General features: G+C 39.0%; 17 protein-coding genes. 9 read left to right on the top strand and 8 right to left on the bottom strand.

The genetic code is table 11. The features are described 5' to 3' along the window. The first annotated feature begins 171 nt into the window (after positions 1–171). The 9 genes from pyrR (at position 172) to EDC17_RS14920 (ending at position 11477) form a co-directional block, all read left to right on the top strand. Complete coding sequence (gene pyrR / locus EDC17_RS14960) at positions 172–717, top strand: bifunctional pyr operon transcriptional regulator/uracil phosphoribosyltransferase PyrR (RefSeq protein WP_132778849.1); 546 nt, start codon at positions 172–174, stop codon at positions 715–717. 26 nt (positions 718–743) lie between these two features. Beyond that, positions 744–1682 carry an aspartate carbamoyltransferase catalytic subunit gene (locus EDC17_RS14955; RefSeq protein ID WP_132778848.1) on the top strand — a complete coding sequence of 313 codons (939 nt, stop codon included), beginning with the start codon at positions 744–746 and terminating at the stop codon, positions 1680–1682. Between the two features lie 435 nt (positions 1683–2117). Beyond that, complete coding sequence (locus EDC17_RS14950; protein ID WP_132778847.1) at positions 2118–5147, top strand: tetratricopeptide repeat protein; 3030 nt, start codon at positions 2118–2120, stop codon at positions 5145–5147. Positions 5148–5165: 18 nt separating this feature from the next. After that, the gene (locus tag EDC17_RS14945; RefSeq protein WP_132778846.1) at positions 5166–6887 is read left to right on the top strand and encodes a TonB-dependent receptor; all 1722 of its coding nucleotides are present in this window, start codon (positions 5166–5168) and stop codon (positions 6885–6887) included. Positions 6888–6935: 48 nt separating this feature from the next. Beyond that, positions 6936–8087: an HU domain-containing protein gene (locus EDC17_RS14940; RefSeq protein WP_132778845.1), complete on the top strand. Its 1152-nt coding sequence runs from the start codon at positions 6936–6938 to the stop codon at positions 8085–8087. A gap of 38 nt (positions 8088–8125) precedes the next feature. Next, a complete protein-coding gene (locus EDC17_RS14935) occupies positions 8126–8827 on the top strand; it encodes a MotA/TolQ/ExbB proton channel family protein (RefSeq protein WP_132778844.1) in 702 nt (233 codons plus the stop codon). Between the two features lie 28 nt (positions 8828–8855). After that, positions 8856–9263 (top strand): ExbD/TolR family protein, encoded by a 408-nt coding sequence (locus tag EDC17_RS14930; protein ID WP_132778843.1) that lies wholly within the window; start codon positions 8856–8858, stop codon positions 9261–9263. 87 nt (positions 9264–9350) lie between these two features. Further along, complete coding sequence (locus EDC17_RS14925; protein WP_132778842.1) at positions 9351–10175, top strand: energy transducer TonB family protein; 825 nt, start codon at positions 9351–9353, stop codon at positions 10173–10175. Between the two features lie 9 nt (positions 10176–10184). Continuing rightward, positions 10185–11477, top strand: a complete 1293-nt coding sequence (locus tag EDC17_RS14920; protein WP_132778841.1) for a bifunctional folylpolyglutamate synthase/dihydrofolate synthase — start codon at positions 10185–10187, stop codon at positions 11475–11477. Positions 11478–11580: 103 nt separating this feature from the next. Here the strand turns inward: EDC17_RS14920 and EDC17_RS14915 are convergent, their stop codons facing one another. From EDC17_RS14915 to EDC17_RS14880, 8 genes are all read right to left on the bottom strand, one after another. Further along, the gene (locus EDC17_RS14915) at positions 11581–16428 is read right to left on the bottom strand and encodes a DNA repair ATPase (RefSeq protein WP_132778840.1); all 4848 of its coding nucleotides are present in this window, start codon (positions 16426–16428) and stop codon (positions 11581–11583) included. Positions 16429–16582: 154 nt separating this feature from the next. Continuing rightward, positions 16583–17044: an IS200/IS605 family transposase gene (gene tnpA, locus EDC17_RS14910; RefSeq protein ID WP_132778850.1), complete on the bottom strand. Its 462-nt coding sequence runs from the start codon at positions 17042–17044 to the stop codon at positions 16583–16585. A gap of 35 nt (positions 17045–17079) precedes the next feature. Then, on the bottom strand, positions 17080–19194 hold the full coding sequence (locus tag EDC17_RS14905) for a flotillin family protein (protein WP_132778839.1): 2115 nt from the start codon (positions 19192–19194) through the stop codon (positions 17080–17082). Positions 19195–19213: 19 nt separating this feature from the next. Continuing rightward, complete coding sequence (locus EDC17_RS14900; protein ID WP_132778838.1) at positions 19214–19897, bottom strand: hypothetical protein; 684 nt, start codon at positions 19895–19897, stop codon at positions 19214–19216. A gap of 10 nt (positions 19898–19907) precedes the next feature. Continuing rightward, a complete protein-coding gene (locus EDC17_RS14895) occupies positions 19908–20102 on the bottom strand; it encodes a DUF4177 domain-containing protein (protein WP_132778837.1) in 195 nt (64 codons plus the stop codon). A gap of 1 nt (position 20103) precedes the next feature. Continuing rightward, a complete protein-coding gene (locus tag EDC17_RS14890) occupies positions 20104–20355 on the bottom strand; it encodes a PLDc N-terminal domain-containing protein (protein ID WP_132778836.1) in 252 nt (83 codons plus the stop codon). Position 20356: 1 nt separating this feature from the next. Next, the gene (locus EDC17_RS14885; protein ID WP_132778835.1) at positions 20357–21052 is read right to left on the bottom strand and encodes a PspA/IM30 family protein; all 696 of its coding nucleotides are present in this window, start codon (positions 21050–21052) and stop codon (positions 20357–20359) included. 8 nt (positions 21053–21060) lie between these two features. After that, a partial coding sequence (locus EDC17_RS14880; protein ID WP_132778834.1) for a type III secretion system chaperone family protein occupies positions 21061–21354 on the bottom strand: 294 nt, incomplete at its 5' end.

The raw sequence follows: 21354 nt of genomic DNA, 5'->3' as shown, positions 1-21354 counted from the left end.
GACGTTATTCTAACAAACCGCCTTGGTACGGATCCGTATGCCGGGTGGTGTGAGAGGACAGATAGGGAAATAATCCCTATCTTCCTACTCGATTTGTTTAAGCAGATTTGAACTTACATTTTTATTCCAAGTGTAAATAAAAAAGCCTATTTTTGTCCAAATAATCCTATAATGAAACAATCGATTTTATTAGACGGTCCCAAGTTTCAAATTACAATCAAAAGATTGTGTCAACAATTGATTGAAAATCACGGAGATTTCTCGAATTCAGCAATTATCGGTATTCAGCCGCGTGGTACTTTTTTGGCTAAGCGCATTGCGAAAGAGCTCAAAAAGATGATCGGCAAAGATGTTGATACAGGGATATTGGATATTACGTTTTTTCGTGATGATTTTCGCCTCAAAGGCAATTCACCATTGCTCGCTAACAGTACGCAGATTGATTTTATCGTGGAAGGCAAGAACGTGATATTTGTAGATGATGTACTTTGGACGGGCCGCACTATTCGCTCTGCGATGGATGCTATTCAAGCCTTTGGTCGATCAGGACGCATCGAGCTATTGTGCTTGGTAGACCGCAGATTCTCTAGACAGATACCTATTCAACCCGATTATATTGGCATACAGGTCGATTCGATCGATTCTCAAAAAGTTATTGTCAGCTGGGAAGAGGTAGATAAAGAAGACAGTATCGTATTGATTACGGACAAGAAATAATTTTTTTAGCGAAAAATAAAAGTAAAATGCCAACAACGACAGAACAGTTAAGTACACGCCATCTATTGGGCATCAAAGACCTAACTGAGCATGATATTCAATTAATTTTAGATACAGCGGCAAATTTTAAAGATGTCCTGAATCGTCCTATTAAGAAAGTTCCTTCATTAAGAGACATAACAATAGCGAATGTATTTTTTGAAAACTCTACACGGACACGACTTTCTTTCGAATTAGCAGAAAAGCGTCTATCAGCAGATATTGTGAATTTTGCAGCGTCATCTTCGTCGGTAAGCAAAGGGGAGACATTGATTGATACAGTCAATAATATCCTAGCCATGAAAGTGGATATGATTGTGATGCGTCATCCATATGCGGGAGCGGGGGTATTCTTAAGCAAACATGTAGACGCTCAGATCGTCAATGCGGGCGACGGTGCGCATGAACATCCGACGCAAGCCTTATTGGATTCATTCTCTATCCGCGAAAAATATGGCGATGTAGCAGGTCGCAAGGTGGCTATCATCGGCGATATTTTGCATTCGCGTGTAGCCTTGTCCAATATATTGTGTTTGCAAAAACAAGGGGCAGAAGTGATGGTCTGTGGTCCGACTACGTTGATTCCAAAATATATCACTTCGCTGGGTGTGAAAGTTGAGCATGACTTGATGAAAGCATTGAACTGGTGTGATGTTGCCAATATGTTGCGTATTCAGCTCGAACGTCAGGATATTGCATATTTCCCCTCCTTGCGTGAATATTCCATGTTGTATGGATTAAATAAAGAGATTTTGGACTCTTTGGATAAAGAAATTACCATTATGCATCCAGGACCTATTAATAGAGGGGTAGAGATTACTTCCGACGTGGCAGATAGCCAACACTCAATTATTCTAGATCAAGTAGAAAATGGGGTAGCGGTCCGAATGGCCGTATTGTATTTATTAGCAGGAAAGAGAGGTTAAGGTTTTTAACCTCTCTTTTTTGCTTTTTATGTGGCGTAGCTCAATGCGTCATGGAATTTTAGTCAAAAGATTTTTAATTGCAGATTATCACAAATAGATTCATTGCGTGACCTAAATAGATTTTCTTTTCTCAGTTTAGTACTGCATTTTTTGAGAAATAAAAAACTCCGTTTCATTATCAAGCTTATAGCTTTTTCTAGGTTATCGATTGATTATAAATATGGTAATGTGAAAAAGTGTTAAATAATATGGGATACTCCTTCAAAATCGTAAAATTAGCAGGATAAAAGTCGTTTACTAACAGATGTTAACAACTTTTGAGGAAAACTTGTTTCCTAACTGCTATTTTAGTAGACTGAAGAATTGTGTCTACATCGCAATGAAAATTGACACTGCGGAGGTATTTAGAAATTTAGATAAAGAAATTACACCATTATGTACAAAAAGATTTACGGATTGGGTGTTGCATTGACCTTGATGTCTGTTCCTGTATTTGGTCAGCAAAGTGCATGGCAAGATATAAACAGAGCGTATAAATCAGGTTTAGAACTATTCGAACGCGGTAAATTCAGTTCAGCATCCAAACAATTTGATAAAGTTGAAGAGATTCGTACTAAATCATCTTTACAACTGGATGAAACCGAAGAGTTAAGTTTGATAAAGGAAGGTGTACGCTTTTATCAGGCAGTATGTGCACTGGAATTGGGAGATACCGATGCAGAAGGTAGATTTCTAAAATATATCAAGGACTATCCAGCCAGCTCTAATTCCAAAGCCGCTTTTTTTCAGATCGGACGATCATACTATGCTAAAAAAGATTATCCAAAAGCAATAGAATGGTTTACGAAGATTGAAAGCCGCAATTTGGCGGGTTCGGAGAATCAAGAGTATCGTTTTAAATTGGGATATGCCCAATTCATGACGAACGACTATGCTTCGGCAAAACCACTTTTTGAGAAACTTAAAGACGAAAATAGTCAATATCAAGAAGCGTCGATTTATTACTATGCATACTTGAGCTACCTCGATGCGGAGTATAAGACTGCATTAAATGAATTTGAGCGTCTTAATGGTTCGAAAACTTTCGAATCTACATATCCGTATTATATAACCGCTTTATATTTTCTAGATAAGCGCTACGACGATGTGTTGAGCTATGCTTTGCCTATTTTAGAAACTACGAAGCAGGATTATGAAACAGAAATGTTTCGTATTATCGCGGCCACGTATTTCATAAAAGGTGATTTAGCCAAATCCAAACAATACTACGATAAGTTCCAAGCACAGGATCAAGGCAAAACGCAGAACAATCAAGATAGCTACCAAATAGGTTATATCGCGTACAAATTAGGCGATTATCCGAAAGCGATTACGGAGTTGGAAAAAATGACCGACCCTGATGAATATTACCAAAGTGCGATGATTACGCTGGGGGATGCTTTTATCAAAACCGGAAATAAGCAGAGTGCACGTAATGCATTCTTCAAAGCTTCAAAACTTGATTTTGATCCTCAACTCAAAGAAGAAGGTTTGTTCAACTATGCGAAGTTATCGTATGAGCTTGAATTTCACCAAGTGGCCTTAGACGCTATCCAAGAATATCTTGATACTTACAAAACAAATAAACGCAACGAAGAAGCAAAAACATTGCTAGCAGAGGTATTGCTAAGTACCAAAAACTACCGTAATGCGGTGGATGTATTAGAATCATTCCCATTGACATCCAAAGAAGCGAAGGCTGCTTACCAAAAGGTAACCTACTATCGTGGATTGGAGTACTATAATGAGCGTGCTTTTGAAAACGGTATTTCGATGTTTATGCGTTCGGAAGCGAATCGCTACGATGAAGAGGTGTATGCTTTATCATTATATTGGAAAGCGGAAGCCATGTACGAAGTGCGTAAGTACAAAGAGGCAGTTGCAAACTTCAATAAGTTTTTACAATTACCTGCTGCGCGCAATACAGATGTATATCACTATGCCAATTATGCTTTAGCATATGCGGCATTCCGTAATGATAATTACAATACATCGGCCAATTACTTCGAACGTTTCTTAGCGGGCGGTGGTAAAGATGGTATCGAGCTGAACACGCGCAATGACGCAATAGCACGATTGGCTGACTCTTATTTTGCGACAAAAAATTATAGCAAAGCGATGTCTTACTATGATCGATTGATCAGCACCAATGCGCAAAGCCAAGATTACGCCTTGTTCCAACGTGGAATCATCCAAGGACTACAAGGTGATAATAATGCAAAGATTGCTACCTTGAATTCGGTGATTGCAAAATATCCAAAATCAAACTATGCGGATGACGTGGCCTTCGAAATTCCGTACACATATTTCATGATGAATGATTATGATAAGGCTATTACGGGCTTGCAATCCATGGTAGAAAAATATCCGCGAAGCTCTTATGTGCCACGCGCCTTATTAACTATTGGTTTGGTGCAATATAATCAAGACAATACAGATGCAGCTCGCCAGACATTCGAAAGAGTGGTGAGTCAGTATGCAACAACAGATGAGGCTAAGCAAGCAATCCGTTCGATCGAAAATATTTACTTGGATAAAGGAGATGCTTCCGGTTACATCCGTTACGCTACCTCTACGAATATTGGTAACCTTTCTCAAGCCGAGCAAGATGCACATACTTTTGGGATAGCACGCAATCTATTCGAGCGCGGTAATTATTCAGGTGCTGTAGAAGCTGTAAATGCTTACTTCGATAAGTTTCCGAAACCTATTAATGAGAAATTTGCTCGTTATATCCGTGGTGAAAGTTATGCGCAGTTGAAACAAGATCAACAGGCTTTGCATGATTTTAATATTATCATGAATGACTGGACATCTGCATATACCGAAAGAACGCTTATAAGTGTGTCTAAATTACACTTACGCAACAAGGCTTATAACGAAGCGGTACAAGTATTGAAAAAATTAGAGCTTACTTCAGAGTATAAAGAGAATTATGGCTTCGCCATCAAAAACTTGTTGTTGAGTTATTATAATATCGGTGATGACTTCGAAACGTTGAATTATGCCAACATACTCAAGGGATACGAAAAATCATCTGAAGAGGATATTGCTTTAGCACACTTGTACGCAGCTAAAGTATATACGAAGCAAAACAAAACTGCAGACGCTACGAAAGAACTAAATTTGGCAGCGCTAAAATCTAAGACAGAAACAGGAGCTGAAGCACGTTACTTAGTAGCAGAGCAACAACTGAAAGCAAAACAATACGACAAAGCGATTGAGTCCGCATTTGATATAGCTAATTCATTCTCATCATATGATTATTGGATTGCAAAAGGATTTATTTTGATGTCGGATGCGTATGCAGGTAAAGGAGACAAGTTCCAAGCTAAAGCAACATTAGAAAGTATCATCGAGAATTATGAAAATCAGACCGATGATATTATCAAAACGGCTAAGGAGCGTTTACAGAAACTTAAATAACAAGAAATAGGAAATAAGATGAAATTGCATAAAACAGTATTTAAGAATTATGCTTTAGTAGCATTGTTATTGGGGGCGGGCCAACAAGGCTTTGCGCAAGTTGATCCGGAGAGACCCGTAACGATAGATTCTTTCGATGTAGTCCGTGATTATAAGCCTATTCTTGCTGATGCGGTTAAGATTCGTCGTAGTCCAGATATGACCAATAAGCGTGCGTATATGCCTAAGCTTAGCTATGGAAATATTCCAGACAAAAAGTTGGATATAAACACTGGATTGAAAGAGTTGACCGTACAAGAGTTGCCATTTACCCGTACACAAGATATCACTTCCAATTACGTAAAATTGGGTATTGGTAATCTTGGAACTATTTTGGGTGAGGCCTACATCGCTAACGAAGAATATGAAAACCTTCGTTTTGGCGCATTCGTAAAACATTTGAATCAAAAAGGATCTTTAGAACAACAAAAATTCTCTAGACAAGAGATCGGAGTATTTGGTCGTCGTGTGCTCGATGGATTTACGGTTGATGGTCTAGTCGGTTACAATCGTTATGCTACTCGCTTTTATGGTATCGGAACGGATGTGAATAATCTTCCATTAAACCCCGCTAAAGAAGCGCAGGCATTTAACGATATATACTTGACGGGTGAATTGACAAGCAACTTCGATCCGAACAATGAAGAGGCTGTTTCTTATTCGGCCAAAATTGATGCCTATACGTATAAAGATAAGTTCGAATCGAATGAAAATTCGATAGCTCTTTCTGGATATTTGAATAAACGTGTTCGTACATTCAACGTCGGTGCCAATGTAGCATTAGATTACAACAGCATTGGAGGTGTAGGTTCGAATCTAGATAAGTTCAAGAACTCCGTTGCTACTATTAATCCTTATATCAGCTTCAAAGGAGCGAATTATACCCTTACATTAGGTGGTAATATTGTTTCGGAATTTGGGGATGAAAGTAGATTCAATATCTTCCCAGCAGCAGAAGTGGACTTCTCGTTAGTACCGGGATACATCAATTTATTTGGTGGATTGAATGGAAATGTCAAAAAAGCATCTTACAAACAGCTTACCCAGATCAACCCGTATTTAGGGCCAGGTCAGACTTTCCAAAATCAAGTCGAGCGTCTTAATATCTTCGGTGGTATCAAGGGCAACGCAGGTGCTACTTTTGGATATAAAGCCAAAGTGATGTACAAATCTATTGAAGGTTTGCCATTATTTTTGAATAGTGCAGAAGCACCTTTCCGCTTTGATTTGGTGTATGATGGCGATTCGGATAATCAAACGAAATATTTTGGTATCGAAGGAGAGATTAATGTGCGCTTATCGCAATTAGTTAACTTGGGAGGACGCTTGAATATTGATGGATACACACTGGCTACGCAAGAGGAAGCTTGGTTTACACCAAAAATGCGTTTAGCGGCCAACGCTAGATTTAATATTTCGGAGAAATTGTACATCGATGCTGAAGGTTTGTTCCACGGTTCAAGCTGGGCAGCGACTTATGATTATGATGTTAGCATGAATCCTGCTCGCCTTGAGAATACTTACCGCAAAGTTTCTATTCCGGAGTTTTTTGATCTAAGTGCAGGTGCCGAATACAAAGCGATGAATAATTTAGGGATATTCATCAAAGCGAATAATATTTTTAATAGAGAGTACCAACGCTACCTATATTATCCACGATTGGGTTTCAATGTGATAGGTGGTGTTAATTTTTCTTTTTAACAAATAAGATTATAACTTTGCATCTCATATAAAAACGTATAATTGCACATGAGTTTAGGAAGACAAATACATGCGTTACTCAAAAGACATTCAGCTGTTTTTGTAAAAGGTTTAGGGACGTTTAGACGTGTCCGTACCTCTGCGTCTTTTGATGCCAAGCATAAAGTTGTCTTGCCTCCAATTAGTTATGTCGAATTTGAGCATAACACAGAGGATGGGTATGATTATACATTGTATGTTCAGCAAAGTCAACAGTTGGATCGGAGTGCTGCCGAAAACTTTGTAAAACAAGAGACGGACAAGCTAGCGGAAAATATACATCGCGAAGGACAGGCTAATCTTGAAGAATTAGGGCAATTGGTAGCTTATGGATATTCGTTCATATTCAAACCGATAGATCTGAGTGGATTTCAGTTTATGCCATTAGAAGATCCATTCCGTCAAGAGGAATCAACAGAAAGCAGTGAGACTATTGAGGATGAAGTCGCAACTATTGTGGCTGATGACCCCGTAGTAGAAGAAGAAATTATTGTTGATGCGTCACAAGCGGAGAAGATCATCGTAGAAGATTCTCCAGTAGAATCACCTTCAAAACCCGTTGTAGAAGAAACTATTGCACCCGTACCGGCAGAGCCAGTAATTCAGGATCCGGTGGCGCCAGCGCAGACCGCGCTTCAAGAAGAACAGGAAGAGATAAGTCCTAAAAAGAGCAATAGTATGGCTTATGCCGTAATTGGTATTATTGCCCTGCTTTTATTGGGTGGTTTATATTACTTCGATGTGTTCAAAACAAATATTAGCAATGACGCGGCGGTGGCTAACGCCGATACATTAGCACAGGATACTCGCGCGCAGGAGTTAGATAGCGCTTTGACAGCCATAAACGATACTTTAATTATAACTGCAGCTGCAGATTCAATAGCACCCTCTTCGACAGGAATTGAAGTTATGGAAGAGAATCCGAATCACAAATTTGCTATTGTAATCGGCACACATGCCAAATTGATATTGGCGCAAGAAGAAGCAGAGGAATTCAATAAAAAAGGTCATACACATGTGCGTGTGTTGAGCCCGAATCTTGATAAAAATCTGAAAAAGGTAATTTGGGATACCTATGCAACAAAAGAACAGCGTGATTCTGCGCTACGCTATGTCCAAAAGAATATTAAAGCCGACGCATGGCCGACGGTAGTTAAATAAATAGAATAGAAACCAATAAATAAATAGTTTTAGATATTATGTCATTTCTTCAAGACAACCTAGTCACTGATTCATTGAATCAAGTTCAACAACAAGCAGTTCAGTTAGCTCCTGCGGTAGAGGATCAAAATCTTATTCAACTATTAATGAAGGGTGGTTGGATCATGATTCCAATCGTCATCTTATTTTTTATAGGATTAGTGATTTTTATAGAACGTTACATTACTATTCGTAACGCTTCGAAAAGTGACGGCAACTTAATGGCGCAAATTAAGAGCAATGTATTGTCTGGCAAATTGGACTCTGCTATTGCAGTATGTCGTTCTAGTAACTCGGCGCTGGCACGTATGCTACAAAAAGGACTAACACGTGTGGGGCGTCCTATCAGAGATATTGAAGGAGCAATCGAGAATGCCGGCAAATTAGAAGTGTCGCGTTTAGAAAAAAACATCAATATATTGGGAATTATTGCTGGTATCGCGCCGATGCTTGGTTTCGTGGGAACAATCTTTGGGGTAATCCAGATTTTCCGTGAAGTAGAGATCGCAGGTGGTATCGACATTGGTACAGTTTCAGGAGGTCTTTATGTAAAAATGATCGCTTCAGCATCAGGTTTGACAATTGGTATCTTGGCCTATATTGGTTACCATATTTTGAATATGATGGTTGAGCGTCTTATCCTAAAAATGGAAACAGAAGCTGTAGAATTTATTGATTTATTAGACGAACCAGGGGTTTAATCGAAGACTTATTTTAATCGGATAGACCATGAATATAAGAAATAGAAGAGGGAAACCCACTGCCGAAGTTCATACGGCTGCCTTGAATGACATCATGTTCTTTTTGATGTTGTTCTTCCTATTGGCTTCCGCAGTAGCAAATCCTCAGGTAGTAAAGTTGTTATTACCAAAATCAAGTGCGGGAGAACAATCTGTAGCGAAGAAAACTGTGACTGTATCGATTACAGGTGATTTAGCTTACCATGTCGACAAGCAAACAGTGCCTTTGGAAGCGTTGGAGCAAACTTTGCAAGCGCAGATGAATGCAGGTGAAGAAGTCACCATTATGCTTTATGCAGATAGCACAGTGCCTATTCAGAATGTAATCTCTGTGATGGACGTTGCTAATCGTTTAAAGATAAAATTGGTGCTTGCAACGGAGCCAAAGAAGGATTAAAAAAATTGATAATTTGACAATTTGGATTTAGGTGTGTCTAATACGAATTGGAGAACGTAAATTTTCAAATTTCAATAGAATGTTGTTATGTATTATCAAATAAAAGAAGAGAATAATTTACCCAAAGCATTCGGCTATTCGGCTATTGTCATGGCTATTCTAGTGGCAATAGGCTTTTTTATAGTCTTTGGGCAGCCTTCTATTCCTGAATATGGAATGGGTGGTATCGTGGTAAATTATGGTACCTCGGATGTAGGTATTGGCGATGATTATATGAGCATTGAGGAGCCTTCCATGGACGAAAATGCTAATAATGTGCGTCCTGACCGTGTGGTGCCTACTGAAGTGCCGACACCAACACCAACACAACAGGTCTCTGACAAAGCTGTAGCTACACAGGATATGGAAGATGCACCTGCGGTCACCAAAACAGAAAAAGCGGTTAAAAATCCAGCTGCCGAAACGACGAAAGAGGTAAAAAATAGTACACCTGCTGTCAATACCAACGCATTATACAAGGGTAAGAAAAATAATGGTCAAGGTTCTGGAGATGGTGAAGGTGGTGGACCGGGAAATCAAGGCTCCGCTTTGGGGGACCCATTAGCATCTAACTACGGCGAAGGTGGTTCTGGATTTGGTAATACTCCGATTTCTCTAACAAGTAGACACTGGGCCGTAAGACCTAACATTGATGACAAAAGCCAATTCTCTGGTGTTGTCGTATGTGAGCTTACTGTAGACCGCAATGGTAACATTGTCAATGTAAGACCAGGTGTCAGGGGTACTACTTATTCGTCACCTACAGTATATAGTATGTTGGAGCGCGAATTGCGTAAAGCAAAATTCAATACTGTTGCCAATGCGCCCGACAGACGTATCGTTCATGTCACAATTAATTTCAAAGTAAGATAATTCATCATTATGAATACTTATACAGAGGTAATCGATTATCTATATAGTCGATTACCTATGTTTACAAGAGATGGTGCTTCGGCGTACAAAAAAGATTTGGACCGCACGATCGCACTTTGCAAAGCGCTAGATAATCCCCATCAAAAATTCAAAACAATACATGTAGCAGGGACAAATGGCAAGGGTTCCTCCTCGCATATGTTGGCTGCTATATTGGCACAGGCTGGGTACAAAACCGGCTTGTATACTTCGCCACATTTATTGGATTTCAGGGAGCGCATCCGTATCAATGGACAACAAATCCCCGAACAATTTGTCATTGATTATGTAAATAGTCAAAAAGATCTTATCGAGCATATTAAGCCTTCATTTTTTGAAGCGACTGTAGCTATGGCTTTTGATTATTTTGCTAAGGAAGAGGTCGATATAGCTATTATCGAAGTAGGTTTAGGGGGAAGATTGGATAGTACCAATATCATTACCCCTGAAGTATGCTTGATTACCAATATCGGTATGGACCACATGAATCTTTTGGGCGATACCTTGGAAGAGATTGCTGCGGAGAAGGCAGGAATCATCAAAGCGGGTATTCCGGTCGTCATATCGGAGACGAATGAAATTACCGCTGATGTATTTATCGATAAAGCTGTTCAGGAGCAAGCTCCAATAACTTTTGCAGATCAATATATTACTGTGAAGCGTCTTCACAAAGATCCTTTGCTTCAGACACTTGAAGTCGAAAAGGAGGGTGAAGTATATTGCTACGATCTGGATTTGACGGGCTCGTATCAAACAAAAAATATTGTAGGCGTTTTGGCGATTGTCGATCAGCTTCGTGAGAATGGTTTTGCACTAAGTGAAGAGCAATTGCGGGAGGCACTCGCACATGTGCAAACGCTGACAGGCTTACAAGGCCGTTGGCAGACATTGAGTTCTGATCTATTGATTATCTGCGATACAGGCCACAATGAAGATGGTATCAAAGAAGTAATAAAAAATCTTAACGAAATTTCTTATAAAAATCTACACATCGTTATCGGAGCCATGAAGGATAAGGATTTGGATCATATGCTTCCTTACCTTCCGAAAGATGCTACTTATTACTTTTCTAACCCAGATATGCCAAGAGCTATGGAAGCAGGTGAGTTGGCTGAAAAAGCTGCATTCGTCGGGCTTGCAGGCAAAGTATCAGGAACAGTAATGCAAGCATTTGAAGATGCAAAAGCGGCATATCAAGAAGGTGATTTAATCTTTGTAGGAGGATCTAATTTCGTGGTAGCTGAAGTATTGCAGAATATGTAATTAGCACATTTTTTATTATAGCTTGCTATATTAATAATATAAAAATGCACTCTTTCGAATGCATTTTCAAATCTTCAAATCTTCAAATTATCTAATTTTCAAATTAATTTTTCTTTTGAATAGCCTTAATAATTCCTTCTAAATTTTCATTAAATTCTAAAAGCTGTGCAAATACTTTGTCATCCTTACCTAATCCGCCATGTTTATTGTTTTTGCGGAAGATGGTTTTAATGTCTTCCCAGCGTTGTTGTTCTTCTGGTGAAATTAATCCAGCTAGTTCTTTTAGTTTGAGTAAGTTGCTTTCCGTATCCGCGGTCAATGTTTGTGATTCACTCTCATAGTGTGCTCGAATTACATCTTCAATCTCTTTATCGTTCATCATGGGCACGATTTGCGTTACCAATTTACTCATGTTGCGGTACGAACCTTGCATTTTGAATGATGGCTCGGTGCGATAAGAATCCTGCATAGCAGCAGACTGGATGTAGTTTTTATTTACTTTAATGACTACATCTCGGATTGTAAATACGTGTCGTAGTACGGCAATAAAGTTGTCTATATCCTGTTTCAAATAATTACCTTCCAAGTCTTGCAATTGTTCTCCACCTTGCTGTACAAAATCAATCAATGCATAGAAATCTTTGAAAGATTTACTCGCGATTTTCTCTAAATGCGGATTTTCGATGGCTGCGTTTTCGATCAGACTGAGATTAAACAAATGCTCCGTATCACCGATCACATCCCCCAAGTTGTAGACGTCAGCACGGTTGGCCAACATATCCGGAATTTGGAATTTGGAGCCAGACTCGGTATATGGATTTCCCGCCATCACGATACAAAAACGTTTTCCACGTAGGTCGTAGGTCTTGCTCTCCCCATCAAAGATACCGTCAATCTTACGTTGACCATCGGCAAGTGAAATGAATTTTTGTAAGAATTCAGGGTTCAAATGTTGGATGTCATCTAAATATAACATGACGTTATCTGCCATTTCGAAAGCCAAATTGATCTTTTTCAATTCTTCACGCTCTCCAGAAGTTTTGGCCTCAATAGGATCTATTGACATGATAGAATTTCCTATGGTAGGTCCATTGACTTTTACAAAGTGTAAGCCCATGGTCTTCGCTAAATATTCCATGAGTGTCGTTTTACCATATCCTGGAGGGGAGATGAGCAGTAGCATACCCATTCTTGCCGTCCGTTTGTTGTCTCCCGCGGCCCCTAGTTGTTTGGCTAAATTGTTACCTATGAGTGGAAAATAAACTTCATTGATTAGCTTGTTGCGGACAAATGAAGTCAAAACTTTTGGCTCAAGCTCATTGATTTTTAACTCTTTTTCATAAGACTTGACAAGTTGCTCCTTCACGCGGGCAAAGTCGTTGAATCGCGTCACATTACACGTCTCAAACCGACTCAATTTGTCCATGAAATCATGGTAGTGAATATGGAGTGTGCCATCATCCAAAATTGTATGATTGCCTTTCAATCCTTCCAATAAAGCTGAGGAATGTGCAAAATGTAACTGGTATTCTTCTTTCGGGAATAATAATTCAACAGCTGCTTCCTCAATATGTTGCCTCAAAGGTTCGTATTTATGATCTTCATCCACAAACGCGTGAAGCCAATTGAGGATCAGATAATATTTATCTTCCAGATTGAAAAACTCATTTTCCAAATCTTCTTGAAAAGCCTTTAAAGATTTCTTGTTTTCCAATGCGCGTACAAATTCCTGTTTCAAATGGTCTGCACTTTCGCTCAAAACCATTTTGCCAAATTGAGATTGGCTTTCAAAAAGATACTTGGCCACTTGCTTCTTATCAAGTTGGCTAACTTGAATCGCCGTATTCCAACTGCGAAAATATTTTTCAATCTCTTCGAGGGTACTTTGCACTCGTTTGGTATTGGGAAAGGTCCGGAGTACGCTCTGTGTAGCCTGAATAAGTGCTTTCAGCTTTTGACGGACTTCTGGCATTAACGTAAACCAAAAGATATGTGCCGTCGCTCGCATCAATGGACTGTACCGCAGGAGTTCAAGTTTATCATCCATTCCCTTGATGGATTGATAAATTAGCAAAGCATCTGCATTGTGCACCCCTTTGACATAATTTTCAGAATAATTTTGTTCAACGGTCTGGGTGATGAAGGCTTCTGCATCAAAATTTTCCTGCCCTTGTGAAGCCAAAAATGTCTTATAAGCTAAATATTCAGCCCGGTAAACGGATTTGTTTTCTGACACAAGCTCTTGTTCCCAAATATCCTGAAACAATTGAATCTCTTGGTTTTTTACTTTCTGATAAAAGCTAGTTCCCGTCAAGTGAAAATAAAGCTCTTCATTGCGGCGAAGGAGCGTTAAGCTGAGCGGTTGTCTATTGACCGCAAATTTATGCTTGCCTAAGGATATGAAATTTTCACCATCGACGTAGAGTTCGGACTTATCGCGTAGTACACGTAAGGCATCTTCTTGTGATTTTTTGAGGAGATTTTCTAAGTTTTCGGCTTTGGATACGTCGTTCAATGTTTTCAATTCGCTGATGAGTTCGCGAATTTTGTTGATCATAAGATCCGAAGCGTAGAAACTTAAAATTTCTTCTCTCGAAGAGAGAGTTTGCGATTTGTTTTCGATGTTTTTCAACACACGAAGACCAATTTGCTCTAAAGAAGAACTACGTTTGTTAAGCTGCTCGACGATTTGTTCTCGGCGAGCATTGAAGGCTTTGATAATTTCATCCCGTTTGTCCGCAATTTTCAACGCAAAGTCATCAAATTCAGAAAATTTACTGTCGAGTTCTTCAAGCTGGACAACGACTTTGGTGTAATACTCATCGACCTTGTCGGCAGACGTAGAAAGCTCTAAGTAATTGGAAACGGATTGTTCCAATAAGGTTAGTTGGGCAGAGAATTCGGCAACAGCTTCCTTGCTGCGTAGCGTGCTGAGTTTGCGCGTCAATTGTGCGCGCACCTCATTGAGCGATGAAAATATCAACGATATTTTCTCAATAATCTTTGTGGTTTGTGTAGCATCTTCGATTTTCAAGCTATTGAGGATGTCGATCAGCAACTCCAATTCCGAAGATATATCCGTATTCCTTTGTTCCAACTCCTTAGCGTCAAAAGCTTTGGTGATTTGTTCGACTTTTTGCTTTTGATCTAGGACGCGCTGCTCGTAGGGTAGGAGGGCTTCATCTTTCAGCAAAAACGTCACCGTCTTTTCTGAAAGTTCATCTGCAATTTTTTCAATATTTTGTTTTAATACCTCGATTTGCGCTTCATCGGTGTATTTCACATTCTTTAAGTCAATGATTTCACCTTGCAATTTCCGGGCATCAGCCAATAGATGCACAAGTTGATCCAATGTTTCGATCGTCGTGCTATTTATACTGAAAAGCAGATTTTCTAACTTTTGCTCGGTATGTTCGACTACGTCCAAAGCATGCTTACGCAGCGCTTGAACTTTTACAAACTCATCGATAGCGGTATTCGCAACTTCTGATATCTGCTGAAGCGGAGCGCTCAAATTTTTTAATGCAGGGTCCTTCAACCAAAAGTAACTGTCTAAGATTGCGTTGGTCTTACGCAGGATATCTTCATAAAGTCCCTCGTAGCTGTCTTCTTTGTTGACTAATTGGATAACTTCCTGCACTTCCGCCATCGCCTGCACAATCTGTTTGTTTCCGACTTTATACACTGGATCATCACGGCGATTTAGGTTCTCTTGCAACACAGCCATGTACGGCGTCTCCCAGATCTGTACCTGGTGATGACGTGTAGCATCTGCTTCGGTGCGGAAATAGATGAGTGAACCATCATCAAAGACGGTGAAACCATTACAGATGATAGGTGTTTCGACAGATTGCTGAATAATGTTATACGACATCAAGATGTACGTATTCGTCTCCGATTGTGTAAAGATGTAAAGAAAATCTTCCCCATTGGGTGAAGCAATTCTCCGCAGAAAAGAAACACCTTCAAAGCTGTTGTCAAAAACTTTATAGGTCCCATTTTGCAAATAATAGCCATTGGAGAATATCACTCCTTGGTTGTCGGGAAGCAAGATAGCGGACTCATTAAGCGCTTTTACATTCACGACCTCCTTTGTGCGCTGATTATAAATATAAGCTCTGAAATCCTCTTGGTAGGGTTTGATTCGAATCACTATCAAATTTCCCAAGTCCGCATAGTAATAATCGGCATCATCCAGTTGCTGGTCGGTGTTGGCTACTTTTTCAGAATAAATGCCTTGGCCCGAATCGGTATTGTTTTCGATTTTAAAGGTGATATCACCGTGCAAAGCTTCAATAAAGACTTTGTCCAAAATCGAAATATGGGAGAATTTACCTAAACGACGGTCTTCTAATGTAGTTTTTGTCCAGGAGAATTCATGTTGCAGCGGTAGTTTCACTTCGTGTATGCTGCGATCATCTTGATAAATGAGCTGATCCCCCTTGATAAGCCATTTGAAAGCTTTTCGATCCTCCGCATTTTTGCTGGTTTGGAAAATCATGTATAAATAATTTTCCGTGCGACGGAATTTGGAAAAGATAGAATCGCGGTAATATTTATACAGATTCTGGTAATCCGTTATAAAATTCGGGTCATTGATTAAATCAAGAGGCTGTGGAATGAAATGATTGTCTTCAAATGTATAGATACTGAAAACATCTCCGAGTTTGATCTCATTGCGCAAGCCTATATGTACATTGTAGCCGAAAATACAGATATTGTCCAAGGCCACAATCCCACGCGCCACGCAGTTGTTTTCGGTAGTGATGCGCTGATTTGCCTTCAATACAAAACTGGTTGCATTGAAGACCTCCTTGCGCGCCTGATTCAGATCGCCAACACGGCTTGCCAATTCATCACGTTGCGTTAGGAGACGCTTGCGAATAATTTCGTAAGCTCCAGCATCTAGAGTTTCACCCCTTTGGAGTGTTGTTTTATTTTCTTCTGTCATTGGTTACATAGCTTACACTCCTTTGGAGTGTTTTTATGAATCATCATGAAGTTTTAGTTTTGACTTATATTATTAACACAAAACTGCTCCTTTAGGTGCAATACCTTTATAATAATAAGTTTCCTATGTGTTGCGTGCCTTTAGGTACGCAACTTTATTCTAGATTTTTGAATATATACTTCTTGTTATATTCTACATCGAATAATTTTAAAAGTTTGATATACTCTTCTCTGAAAGTTAGTTTTTTATGATGTTCTTTTTGTGTTTCAATGTATTTAATAACATTTGGAATATGAGAATGACTGTAACAAAAAGCTGCATATCCTTCTTGCCATCTAAAAATTGTAGGCGTCAATTTATTTGTATTAATAAATTGAGATGATTCATGTTTCACTTGTCGCATTAATGCTGCGATAGATTGTGCTGGATTTAGTCCAATAAAAAGATGAACATGATCAAAGGCCGAATTGATGGCTAATACCTTATATTTATTATTTTGTACAATCGCAATTATATATTTATGTAATCGTTCTTCCCAACTATCATGAATTACAGTTTCTCTAAACTTTACTACAAAAACAATGTGAATATATAATTGCGTGTACGTGTTTGGTATGAATCTATGCTTGGAACATTATTTTTTTATCTTTTTTAGTTCAATTTCTTGTTAGAAATACCCAGGTTTTTAGCCATTCCGAAAAGCGAATTGATAAAGCCTTTATCTTCCTCATTATCTTCGGATGATGCAGCCTGTTGCAACTTGATTAATGCTGCTGATACCGTCAGATTTTTGATGTCAGTAGAAGAAATTCCATACTTATCCGCCAATGAGCGCACTTTTTCTGCCAAATCACCTTTTCCATCTGGTCCCAATAGTGAATTTTTAATGTCGATGGCGTGGCTTGAATTATTAATCAAGTGATCAAAACCTTTTGCATTCGACACTTGACGAACAATATTCTCGAAAAACATGGTTTCGCCGCCCACGATATCAATTTTCGCAGACTTCAAGGCTTCAGACAATACCGAAGCTTGTGCTCCTGCAATATCTTTTTGAATGTTGATATGTGCTAACTCGATATCACGCTCTTTTTGCAATTGTAACTTGAATTCTTCGTGTGATTGGCCAGCGTCATTCAATTGTTTCATGGCCGAAGCTTTTTCTTCAATACCTTTTGCTTCCGCAAATGCTTTTTCGCGTACTACTTCCGCTTGAGCAAGCCCTTCTTTGCGTAACGCTTCCGCTTTTTTCTCAATTACATTCGCTTCTTTCGTGCCTTGAATTTCTTCTGCTTCCGCTTTAGCAACCATTACTTCCGCTTCTGACAAGCCGATTGCGGCTTCTTCTTTGGCTTTGGCTTCTGCAATGATTTTGCGCGCTTCCGCTTCTTTTGCCGACGCTTCTTTTTTAGCTTCTGCTTCGATTAATAGCTCTTGTGCTTTTTTCTCCGCTATCTTGCGTGACGCTTCAGCATCGATTACTTTCTTCTCGGCTTCTTGCTCAGCCGCAATTTTTGCTGCTTCAGCTGCTTTGACAGTAGCAATTAAGCGCTCTTCCGCCTCTTGGGATGCCGCGATGACGCCTGCTTGTTTCTTACGTTCTACATCACGGAATACTTCTACATCTTTTACAGCTTGTTGCTCTTCAATTACACCTTTTTCTAATTGTACACGCTCTTTGATGACATTCTGAATCGATTTTTGTTCTGTCTCTACCGAACGTTGTTTGTCAATCTGCGCTAAAGTTACGATGCGTTCACGCTCTGTCGCTTCTAAGGCGCGGTCTTTCTCTACACGCTCTGTTTCTACGGCGTCCGTGCGTAACTTATTTTTCTCCGCAATGATGATTTGACGCAATTTGTTCTCTTCTTGTATGGCCAAGGCTTCTTCCGTAGAGATACGCACCGTTTCCGATTTTAATCGTTCTTCTTCACGTACTTTAATGATCTCAGCTTCCTCACGAGACTTGATATTTTCAATTTCGCGACGCTGTTTTTCTTCTTTTTCTGCCAATTGACGATCCAGTTCCAAGATTGCTTCACGCGCTTCTACGTTTTGCTTTTTAATCACTTTTTCCTCCTCACGGCGGATGAGGTTGGCGTTCATATTTTGTTTAGCCGTCAATTCAGTGATTTTTTTGATACCCTCGGAATCCAAAATATTGTCCGGACTCAAGAATTTCAATTCTGTTTGTTCCAAATAGTCAATCGCACAGTCATCCAATATATAACCATTCAGGTCAGTGCCGATGATGTTCAATATCTCATCTCTAAATTCGCGGCGGGCTTCATATAATTCGATAAAATCAAACTTTTTACCTACCGTTTTAAGGGCCTCTGAGAACTTGGATTCAAAGATGTTTTTTAATGTTTCAGGGTCACTTGCTCGATCACAGCCTAAGTTTTGCGCTACATTGACTACGTCGTCCACCGATTTGTTGACACGAACAAAAAATGCCACCTTGATGTCTGCACGGATATTGTCCTTACAGATCAATCCATCCCCTTGCATCCGGTTAATTTCAATTTTTTTCACAGAAATATCCATGATCTCCATTTTATGAAAAACCGGAATGACATACATTCCTTTATTAAATGCAACTTTTGTTCCCCCGATACCCGTACGTACAATTGCTTTTCCCTGCGGAATTTTTTTGTAGAACATACTGAGTACCACAAAAAAAGCAAAAATGATAAAGACTACAGCGCCTATGGCTATCAGCACAATGCCTGTTGGTCCATCGATAAATAATAATTGATTAGTCATTGTATGTTATTTGTGTTTATTAAAAATTATCTAAGGTTATATTTTTCTTTACTAAATAGTATTTCTTATCGGTTGTTTCCTCCATGATGATCACTTCCTCATCATATCGAATGGGCTCACCGTTGATGCTTTTGACATTCAGTCGGATGATATCATTCTGTATCTTGACTTCTAAGGATCCTAGACTGTCTCCTTGGATGGAAGATCTCATTTTACCCGTCCTTCCCAGGAATTCATGTGCTTCTTCACCCAAATAGCCGACTTGTTTGTATAATTTCACCACAGGAATCGTCACATAATGCATAAGCAAATAGGTGAAAAGCAATACAGGAATCAGAATCCAAACCGACTTCCATCCATAATTACCCAGATGGAAGAGGAGGGAAGCGGTAATGGTGAGCAGCCAGCCAATAAATTTGAATAAAGTGACAATCACCATCAAAGGTGCTTTTCCAATATTGATATAATCCATGGCTTTGCTGAAGAATGACGGCTCCGCATCCGAATCTGTATCCACATCCGTGTCGCCATCAATATCTTGAATATCTACACCCTCAAACTCCACATTAACATCTGCAGTACCAAAATCGAATCCATCGCCCATCATCATGGTGAATAGCCAGTATAGCAATGAAACTGCCGTCAGCACGGTCATAATTGCATTTGGTAGCGGATTAAATAATATGTTTAGTACTTCTGTCATAGTTTTGAGTTTAAATGGTTTCTCTTTTGAAAGTATAGTGGAATGTCCACGAACTGCCACTAACAGACAGGTCTTGCATGCTGACCATCTCCCATCCTTGTCTGCCTAATTCATTGAGGACTTTGTCAATCTCCTCAGCATCAAGTTTGTTTCCCCAGAACCCTCTAGGCTCAATTTTTAATGTTTTATATTCGAATCTTTTCATATTAATATGCTGGGATTTTTATTTTATAATGTTTACGAATGGATATAATATAGATAAGCGATCCTAAGAATGGCGCTAATAAAATCATCAGTCCTATTAACAGCCTATCTACATTGTTATTTTTAAAATCACGCTTGAACAAATCTATAAATGCGATAATCATTAAAGTCAACGGAATCAACATAAAAATCCCCCAAATCATAATTAGTAAGATTTCAGCAGGTCCTATATTCAGAAATAGTAGATTTTCCATTTTATAAGTTTTTAATTTTTTGTTTTAAAAGTTCCAAATCGTCTTTCGGTGTATTATCTGTACTCCGCAATAAATAATCAATTTGTTGTTCGGTACGCAACTGATTAATCTCATCAGTGGCCTCATTGTGTGCTTCCTGATTTTCCAATTTGGATTTCATTTTTTCCAATAACTCTATTGTGCTGTTGTTGTCTATATTGGCCATTTGTTGGTTAGCAAACGCGGAAGCGTTATTGATACGTTGTTTGGCTTTTAGCGTTGAGAGTTCTTTTTCCCACTTCGCAATATTGAACTTTAATATATCTATTTTATTGTTAATTAAATTAATTTTTTCAACAAAAATTGCGCTTTGAGTGGTGATTTCTGTCGCTTCTTCTGCCAATTTCTTTTTGATGCTTAATGCTTCCAATGCCAATTGATCTGCTTTCGTGGAATCTATTTCTTGCTTTTGTGCTTTCTGTAATAGCAGTAGCGCCTTCTCTTCATAGCTTTCTGCATCATTCAACTTATTTTTCGCCAGATTTTCGCTCCTTATTATCTGTGCTCTATTCGTAATATATGCCTCCGTCAACTCCGAAAGTTGCTGTTTCATATCTTCTATTCCTTTTTCAATCAAAAGAATAGGGTTTTCCATTTTATCGACCAAAGCATGAATTTCTGCCTGTCCAATTTTTAAAAGTCTTTTGAAAATATTCATCACTATAGTTATTGTTTTGAAAATTGTATTAATTGTTCGTGGTATTCACTCAATAAAAGCGAAAGCGAATTTATCGCTGCGTCAAATTCATTTTGATCCAGATTGTGCAATTGCAAAGTGTATCTAAAAATCACGCGCTTGCCATCTTCAGTCAGCGCAAATGCACCGTGAATGATATCTCTATTTTTAATCAATAGCGACTTGAAAAGCTGGATATTATCACTTCGCAACGAAAATAGATGCTGTTCGAAAATGATAATGGGCGGTGTCACCCCCACGATCAGATTCTTAATGCCATCAAA

This window comes from Sphingobacterium alimentarium (genome assembly GCF_004342685.1).
GTDB lineage: Bacteria > Bacteroidota > Bacteroidia > Sphingobacteriales > Sphingobacteriaceae > Sphingobacterium > Sphingobacterium alimentarium.
This window is presented reverse-complemented; position numbering and strand designations above follow the sequence as displayed.